The sequence below is a fragment of the Rhizobacter sp. P2_H3 genome (genome assembly GCF_056403355.1).
Window position 1 is genome coordinate 1 of record NZ_JBFUFQ010000253.1, and the last position, 7,940, is coordinate 7,940.

8 protein-coding genes are annotated in these 7,940 nt (G+C 68.0%); 5 read left to right on the forward strand and 3 right to left on the reverse strand.

Annotated features, from left to right (window positions below; translation table 11 throughout):
- The 3 genes from hppD to phhA all read left to right on the forward strand — a co-directional run.
- Positions 1–902, forward strand: a 902-nt coding sequence (hppD, locus tag AC1D1T_RS27715) for a 4-hydroxyphenylpyruvate dioxygenase (protein WP_477992885.1), incomplete at its 5' end; no start/stop codon positions are given.
- Positions 899–1,666 carry a transporter substrate-binding domain-containing protein gene (locus AC1D1T_RS27720; RefSeq protein ID WP_477826589.1) on the forward strand — a complete coding sequence of 256 codons (768 nt, stop codon included), beginning with the start codon at positions 899–901 and terminating at the stop codon, positions 1,664–1,666. The genes hppD and AC1D1T_RS27720, both read left to right, overlap by 4 nt.
- Complete coding sequence (gene phhA / locus AC1D1T_RS27725; RefSeq protein WP_477843687.1) at positions 1,654–2,547, forward strand: phenylalanine 4-monooxygenase; 894 nt, start codon at positions 1,654–1,656, stop codon at positions 2,545–2,547. The genes AC1D1T_RS27720 and phhA overlap by 13 nt, the downstream gene beginning before the upstream one ends.
- On the opposite strand, the gene AC1D1T_RS27730 is transcribed toward phhA, so the two are convergent.
- From AC1D1T_RS27730 to AC1D1T_RS27740, 3 genes are read right to left on the reverse strand one after another with little or no spacing between them, the layout of a single operon-like run.
- On the reverse strand, positions 2,548–3,435 hold the full coding sequence (locus tag AC1D1T_RS27730) for an esterase/lipase family protein (protein ID WP_477826587.1): 888 nt from the start codon (positions 3,433–3,435) through the stop codon (positions 2,548–2,550).
- Positions 3,436–3,461: 26 nt separating this feature from the next.
- On the reverse strand, positions 3,462–5,075 hold the full coding sequence (locus AC1D1T_RS27735) for a GMC family oxidoreductase (RefSeq protein WP_477826586.1): 1,614 nt from the start codon (positions 5,073–5,075) through the stop codon (positions 3,462–3,464).
- On the reverse strand, positions 5,075–5,578 hold the full coding sequence (locus AC1D1T_RS27740) for a hypothetical protein (protein WP_477844631.1): 504 nt from the start codon (positions 5,576–5,578) through the stop codon (positions 5,075–5,077). Before AC1D1T_RS27740 ends, AC1D1T_RS27735 begins: the two co-directional genes overlap by 1 nt.
- A gap of 108 nt (positions 5,579–5,686) precedes the next feature.
- Between AC1D1T_RS27740 and AC1D1T_RS27745 the strand changes: the two genes are divergently transcribed.
- Together AC1D1T_RS27745 and AC1D1T_RS27750 are read left to right on the forward strand one after the other, a co-directional pair.
- Complete coding sequence (locus AC1D1T_RS27745; protein ID WP_477992886.1) at positions 5,687–6,412, forward strand: DUF8198 family protein; 726 nt, start codon at positions 5,687–5,689, stop codon at positions 6,410–6,412.
- Between the two features lie 60 nt (positions 6,413–6,472).
- Positions 6,473–7,940: AMP-binding protein (locus AC1D1T_RS27750; RefSeq protein ID WP_477992887.1), on the forward strand; the 1,468-nt coding region annotated here is incomplete at its 3' end.

Here is a 7,940-nt window from a genome sequence, read left to right on the forward strand (position 1 = left end):
ACCATGGCCCGAGCGTGTGCGCGATGGCCTTCCGCGTGAAGGACGCCGCGAAGGCCTACGAGCGCGCGCTGGAACTCGGTGCCTGGGGCTTCGACAACCAGACCGGGCCGATGGAGCTGAACATCCCGGCCATCAAGGGCATCGGTGATTCGCTGATCTATTTCGTCGACCGCTGGCACGGCAAGGACGGCGCGGCCGCCGGCGCGATCGGCAACATCAGCATCTACGACGTCGACTTCGTGCCGATCCCCGGCGCGAACGCGTCGCCGGTCGGCAACGGCCTGACCTACATCGACCACCTGACGCACAACGTGCACCGCGGCCGCATGAAGGAGTGGGCCGACTTCTACGAGCGGCTGTTCAACTTCCGCGAGGTGCGCTACTTCGACATCGAGGGCAAGCTGACCGGCCTGAAGAGCAAGGCGATGACGAGCCCGTGCGGCAAGATCCGCATCCCGATCAACGAGAGTTCCGACGACAAGAGCCAGATCGCCGAGTACCTGGACCTGTACCACGGCGAAGGCATCCAGCACATCGCGCTCGGCACCGACGACATCTACGGCTCGGTCGAGGGCATGAAGACCCAGGGCGTCGTGTTCCAGGACACCATCGCGACCTACTACGACCTGGTCGACAAGCGCCTGCCGAATCATGGCGAGCGGCTCGAAGAGCTGAAGCGCCTGCGCATCCTGATCGACGGCGCGACGCACCTGGGCGCGCCGAACGAACTGCTGCTGCAGATCTTCACGCAGACGGTGATCGGGCCGATCTTCTTCGAGATCATCCAGCGCAAGGGCGACCAGGGCTTCGGCGAAGGCAACTTCCGCGCGCTGTTCGAGAGCATCGAGCTCGACCAGGTGCGCCGCGGCGTGCTGAAGGCCGAACCCGAGGCGGCCGCATGAAGGCGCTGCCGTCGTTCATCGCGATCGCGCTGGCGGCGCTGGCCGGCATGGCCTCGGCGCAGGAATCGTCGCTCGATGCGGTGATGAAGGCCGGCGTGCTGCGCGCCTGCACGCCGGGCGACTACAAGCCGTTCAGCTTCCAGCGCGCCGACGGTGCGTTCGAGGGGCTGGACATCGATCTCGCGCAATCGCTGGCCGCGGCGATGGGCGTCAAGCTGGAGCTCGTGAAGACCAGCTGGGCCAACCTGCTGCCCGACTTCGGCGCCGGCAAATGCGATGTCGCGATCGGCGGCATCTCGGTGACCACCGAGCGCCAGAAGCGGGTGTTCTTCAGCACCGCCTACATGGTCAACGGCAAGACGCCGCTGGTGCGCTGCGAGGACGTGCCGAAGTACCAGAGCGTGGCCGACATCGACAAGCCCGGCGTGCGGGCGATCGCGAACCCGGGCGGCAGCAACGAGCGCTTCGCGCGCGCCAACTTCAAGGTCGCGACGCTGACGATCCATGCCGACAACCTGACGATCTTCGACGAGCTGCTCGCCAAGCGCGCCGACGTGTTCGTGACCGAGGCCGCCGAGACGCTGGTGCAGCAGAAGCTGCGGCCCGGCCTGTGCGCCGTCAACCCGGAACGCCCGCTGCAGTACGGCGAGATGGCGTGGATGCTGCCGCGCGACATGGTGATGAAGAACTTCGTCGACCAATGGCTGCACCTGTCGAAGGCCGGCGGCGACTACCAGCGGACGACGGACAAATGGCTGCGCTGATCAACGACAGCAGCGCCAAGGGCGTGAACAGCGGCGTCGCGCCGGCCACCTACGGCCAGGGCGACCGCCCGCCGCGCGGCGACTATGCGTCGGCGCGCGCCGACTACACCTGCGAGCAGGACTGGGCCCGCTACACGACCGAGGACCACGCGCTGTACCAGCGCCTGTACGAGCGCCAGGCGGCGCAGCTGCAAGGCCTGGCCTGCGAGGAGTTCATCGACGCGGTGGGCCAGCTCGGCACGCCGACGCAGATCCCGCGCTTCGACGAGCTGTCGCAGCGGCTGCGCCGCGCGACCGGCTGGGAGGTGGTCGCGGTACCGGGCCTGATCCCCGAGGAGGCGTTCTTCGCGCTGCTGGCGGCGCGCCGCTTCCCGGTGACCGGCTGGATCCGCAAGCCGGAAGAGTTCGACTACGTCGTCGAGCCGGACGTGTTCCACGACCTGTTCGGCCATGTGCCGCTGCTGTTCAACCCGATGTTCGCCGACTACATGCAGGCCTACGGCGCCGGCGGGCTGAAGGCGAGCCGGCTGCAGTCGTGCGAGTACCTCGCGCGGCTCTATTGGTACACGGTGGAGTTCGGCCTGATCGCGACGCCGGCCGGCCTGCGCGCGTATGGCGCCGGCATCCTGTCGTCGGCGGGCGAGCTGCGCCACAGCGTCACCAGCGCGCAGCCGCAGCGCCTGGGCTTCGACCTGGAGCGCATCATGTGCACGCGCTACAAGATCGACACCTACCAGGCCACGTACTTCGTGATCGATTCGTTCGAGCAGCTGTTCCGCGCGACGGCGCCGGATTTCACGCCCATCTACGAGGCGGTGGCGCAGCGCGACGAAGTACCCGCCGAGGCCACGCTGCCCGGCGACCGCGTGCTCGCGCCGTGATCACAGCGCGGCCTGCAAGGCCTCGAACACCACCGGCTGGTTGACCAGGTCGACGTGCGCGACGCCCGGCACGTGCCGGTTGTCGGCACCCGGCAGCGTTGCGGTGCTGGCCGGGAACACGATGTTGTCGCAGTGGCTGTAGAAGCAGATGAAGCGCTGCGACAGCGTCGCCGATTCGCGCGCCCCCAGGGCCACCTGCCAGGGGCTGGCGAGGCGCATCTCGTGCCCGTTGGCCGTCGTCGAGAAGCGCCCGAGCCAGGTGCCGCGGTGCGGGGTGCCGATCGTGATGATGCGGTGCGCACGCGCCTCGCCGCCGTGCGCCGCGGCCCACGCGCGGATCGCGAGCCCGCCCATGCTGTGGCCGACCAGCACCGGCGCCTGGCCGGTGGCGGCCTCGAGCCGCGCGACGGCCTGCTCGATGATGTCGGCGTAGTGGTTGATCGAGCCGAACACCGGTTCGAGGTTGACCGCGATGAACGGCGTGCCGCGCCGCACGAGCCGCTGCATCCACGGATTCCAGAAGCCCCGGTTGCAGACGAAGCCGTGGACCAGCACGACGCCGCGGTGTTGCGACTTGTCGGGCACGTGATCGGGCACGCGGTTCGAGCGGAATGGCTGCCGCCAGCAGAACACCTGCGGCGCCGTCAGCACCTCGCCGATCCAGGCATGCAGCAGTTGCAGCGCCGTCGCGCGCGGGCTCGGGTCGTCACCGTGCACGAAGTACAGGAAGATGAACTCGAGACCGAGGAAGAGCGCGTAGCCGAAGACGATCAGCAGCGCGCCGGCAGCCGCCCACCCGGGTCGATCGATGTGGATGAACCACACGGCCCAGAGCAGCGCGGTGAGAAGCAATCCGAGCGTGATGAAGCGTTGCAGGCGCGCGAGCATGCGGCCGATGCTATCAGCGTGAGTCTTCAGGCCAGCTGAACGTCGTTGCCGGTCAGGCGCTTGGCGAGACGCGTTGCGAGCATCGCTGCGACGCCGTAGACCGAGAGCTGGGGGTTCGCGCCGATGCTGGTCGGGAACAGCGAGCCGTCGTGCACCGACAGGTTGGCGACCTGCCAATGCGTGCCGTCAGGGCGCACCACGCCTTGCGCTTCGCTGCCGGCCATCGGGCAGCCACCCATCACGTGGGCGCTGACGACGCGCGTCAGCAGCGGCTTCATCGACAAGCCCAGGATCTTCCGGCGCGCTTCTTCCCATGACGTGGACGGCGTTGCCTCCTCGTGCACCGGCACGACACTGCGGGCGCCCGCCGCGAACTGGATCTCCGCCATGCTGAGGAATGCCCGGCGCGCGCCGTCCATCACGAAGTCGTTCAACGGGTAGTCGAGCACCGGCGTGCCGTCGCTGCGCAAGCCGACCGAGCCGCCTGGAGACTGCGCGTGGAAGCCGTCGCGCATCAGTGCCAGCAGGCTGTGCGTGCGCGGGAACTGGGCCAGCATGTCCGCCTGGTCGCGGCCGTGGCCCGCCAGCGTGGACGAGGCGATGACAGGGTGCAGCGGCGGCGCCTCGAGCTTGTAGCCGATGGCGCCGGTCAGCGGCTGTGTCTGCAGGAAATGGTCGGTGTAGAGGGTCTGCGGTGCGCCATCCCAGCCGTTCACCGGGTCCGCGAAGGTCGCCGCCGAGATCACGACCGGGTGCAGGAAGGTGCGCTTGCCGACGAGGCCATGCGGGTCCGGCACGCCGGAGCGCAGCAACAGCGCCGGCGAGTTGATCGCGCCACCGGCGACGACGTAGTGCTTCGCGGTGACGCGTACGCCGCTGGCGCCGGTCGGTGCGCTGTTGTCGGCGACCGGCACACAGTGCAATGCCTCGACGCGCCCGTCGCGCCATTCGAGCCGCTCGGCGCGCATCTGGACCAACAGCGTGGCCCCCTGGTCGAGGGCCGCCGGCAAGGTTGTCACCAGCATCGATTGCTTCGCGTTCGTCGGACAACCCATGCCGCAGGAGCCGAGGTTCCAGCAGCCCTTCACGTTGCGCTGGATCGACGAGGCCGCGATGCCGAGCCGCGCGGCACCGGTGCGCAACAGCTCGTTGTTCCGGTTCGGTTCGGTGAGCCACGGACCGATGCCGAGGCGGCGTTCGGCCTGTTCGAACCACGGCGCCATCGCGGGCGGCGTCATCTCCGCCAGGCCGTACTGCGTGCGCCAGTGCTCGAGCGTGTCGGCCGGCGTGCGGAACGAGCTGGTCCAGTTCACGGTGGTCGAACCGCCGACGCAGCGGCCCTGCAGGATGTTGATCGCCTTGTCCGCCGTCTTGCGGGCGGCGCTCTCCTGGTAGAGGCTCGGGTAGGCGTCGCTCTCGCGCTGGCGGAAGTCGCTGCTGCTCTTCAGCGGACCCTCCTCGACGATCACGACCTGCAGGCCGGCCTTCGTCAGCAGTTCCGCGGTGATGCCGGCGCCGGCGCCGCTGCCGATGATGGCGACATCGCACAGCAGGGTTGGCGGGACGGCAGCATGCGAGCCGCCGAGAACGCGCCAGCCGCGCTGGAGCCCTTGCTGGATCGGATCGTCAAGCTTGCTCATCAGATGTCGCGTGGGCCCGGATAGCCGATCGCGGGCCATGCCACGGGGTCGGAGAAGTAGGCACCGTTGGTGATGTCGCGCAGCGCGTGGTAGATCTGCTGGCGAGTGGCCAGTCGCGAGGTGCGCATGCGTTGCAGCGCCAGTTGGACGTCGGCAACGCTCGCGGCGTCCCACGGCGCGGCGAGGCGGGCGAGCAGGCGTCGCCCCGGTGCCGTGCACAGGATGCCCAGCAACTGCGCGAGCTCGTCCTGCACCGCGGGAGCGAATCCGCGGATGGTTTGCTGCACGCGTTCGACGTGCCCGGCCAACGCGGATGCGCGCGCAGGCCCCGATGGCAGCACGCCGTCGAGTACGGCCTGCGCCACCGCAGTAAACAGCATGCGGCTTTCGGCGTTCAGTTCGGCGGCGGGCGCGGCAGGCCGCATCCACACGAGTCCGCCACCCACGGTGACCAGCGTGAGCGAGGCGACTGCGCCGATCTGGAGGAGCTTGCGTCTTTGCATGTGGATGGCGGAATGCGGGCGCAGTGTTGCATCATTCGGCGCAGCCGCCGTAGAGGCAAGGGACTAGCCCGACCTCTCGTAAACCCGCAACGAGCAACGAACTTCGCCATGGCCGCGTCGAGCGAGAACATCCTTCAGCATCTGTCGGCGGTGGAGTCCGAGCGCCAACGGCGCGTGGGGAATCCCTCGTTGCAAGCTCGCGTGACTGCCGTGAAGACCTACCAGCAACGACGCTTCGCGCACACGTACGCGGACCTACTGGCGTCGCCGCGCTACCGTGACGTGGCGCGGTTCTTTCTCGACGAGCTGTACGGCCCGAAGGACTTCGCCGAGCGTGACGCACAGTTCGCGCGGGTGGTGCCGGCATTGACGCGGCTCTTCCCGAGCGACGTGCTGTTGACGGTGGAGTCGCTGGCAGCGCTGCATGCCTTGTCGGAATCGCTGGACAGCGCGATGGGCGACGCCGTGGCCGGGACTGCATTGACGGCCGCCGACTACCTGGCGGCGTGGCAGGCCTGCGGACGCCGTGCAGACCGCGAGCGGCAGGTGGCCTTGACCGTGAAGATCGGCGAATCGCTCGACCAATTGACGAGGCGCCTGCTGCTGCGCCAGAGCCTGCGCATGATGCGGGTGCCGGCGCGTGCTGCGGGGTTGTCGTCGCTTCAGTCGTTCCTGGAGTCGGGGTTCGACACCTTCCACGCGATGCGAGGCGCTGCGGAGTTCCTGAAGACCGTCCGCTCGCGCGAGACGGCGCTGATGCAGGCGCTCTTCGCGTCGGAGGCTGTCGCCGACGGGACACCGGCGCGTGCGGCGGCGCTAGGAGAACTACCGTAGCCGTGCGGCGCGGCCGGCCCGCACCATTGCAGGCTCTTCCTGTCCGCGAGTGCCGCATCGATGCAACGTCCCTGGCTCGATCACTATCCTCCTGGCGTTCCTGCCGAGATCGACACGTCGGCGTATCGCTCGCTGGTCGAGTTGCTCGACGAATCGTTCCGCCAGCATGCCTCGCGCGATGCAGCGGTGTGCATGGAGCGACGCCTGACGTTCCGCGAGATCGACGAGATGTCGTCGTCGTTGGGTGCGTGGTTGCAGGCGCGGGGCATGGCGCGCGGCGCGCGCGTGGCGCTGATGATGCCGAACGTGCTGCAGTACCCGGTGGCGATTGCGGCCGTGCTGCGTGCGGGCTACACCGTGGTGAACGTGAACCCGCTGTACACCGCGCGCGAGCTGGAGCATCAGTTGAGCGACTCCGGCGCCGAGGCCATCATCGTGCTCGAGAACTTCGCGCACACGCTGCAGGAGGTGATGGCCCGCACGCCGTTGCGGCACGTGGTGCTGGCATCCATGGGCGACCTGCTGGGCTTCGCGAAGGGCCAGTTGGTGAACTTCGTCGTGCGCCATGTCCGCAAGATGGTGCCCGAGTTCGATCTTCGCGCGCCGGCCGGGGGTTCGGTCACGCGATTCAACCTGGCATTGGCCGAGGGCACGCGCATGTCGCTGCGGCATGTGGAGCTGGGGCCTGACGATGTGGCGTTCCTTCAGTACACCGGGGGAACGACGGGCGTCTCGAAGGGGGCCGTGCTGTTGCACCGCAACGTGGTGGCGAACATCCTGCAGTCACAGGCCTGGTTCCAGCCAATGCTCGACAAGGTGGGCGATCGGCAGATCGTCACGGTGTGCGCACTGCCGCTGTATCACATCTTTGCGCTGACCGCGTGCTACATGCTCGGCGCACGCCTCGGTATGTTGAACGTGCTGATTCCGAATCCGCGTGATATTCCCGGCTTCGTGAAGGTGTTGAAGCGGCAACGCATCAACATGTTCCCAGCAGTGAACACGCTGTTCAATGCCTTGGCGAACGATGCTGATTTCAGGCGCCTGGATTTCGCGGACCTGGTGATCTCCAATGGCGGCGGCATGGCGGTCCAGCGCGCGACGGCCGAGCAGTGGCAGCGTGTCACCGGCTGCCCGATCGTCGAGGGCTACGGGTTGTCGGAGACCTCACCGGTGGCGACGATCAATCGCTTCGACGAACCGGAGTTCACCGGCTCGATCGGGCTGCCTGTGCCCTCGACGGAAATCGCCATCCGGGATGATGCGGGTGGCGCCGTGCTGCAGGGTCAGTCGGGTGAGATCTGCATCCGCGGGCCCCAGGTGATGGCCGGGTACTGGAATCGCCCGGACGAGACGCGCCTGGTGATGACGGACGATGGATTCTTCCGCTCAGGAGACATCGGCGTGATGGATGAGCGGGGCTACGTGCGGATCGTCGATCGGAAGAAAGACATGATCCTGGTGTCCGGCTTCAACGTCTACCCGACCGAGATCGAGCAGGTGGTGAGCCAGCATCCGGCCGTACTGG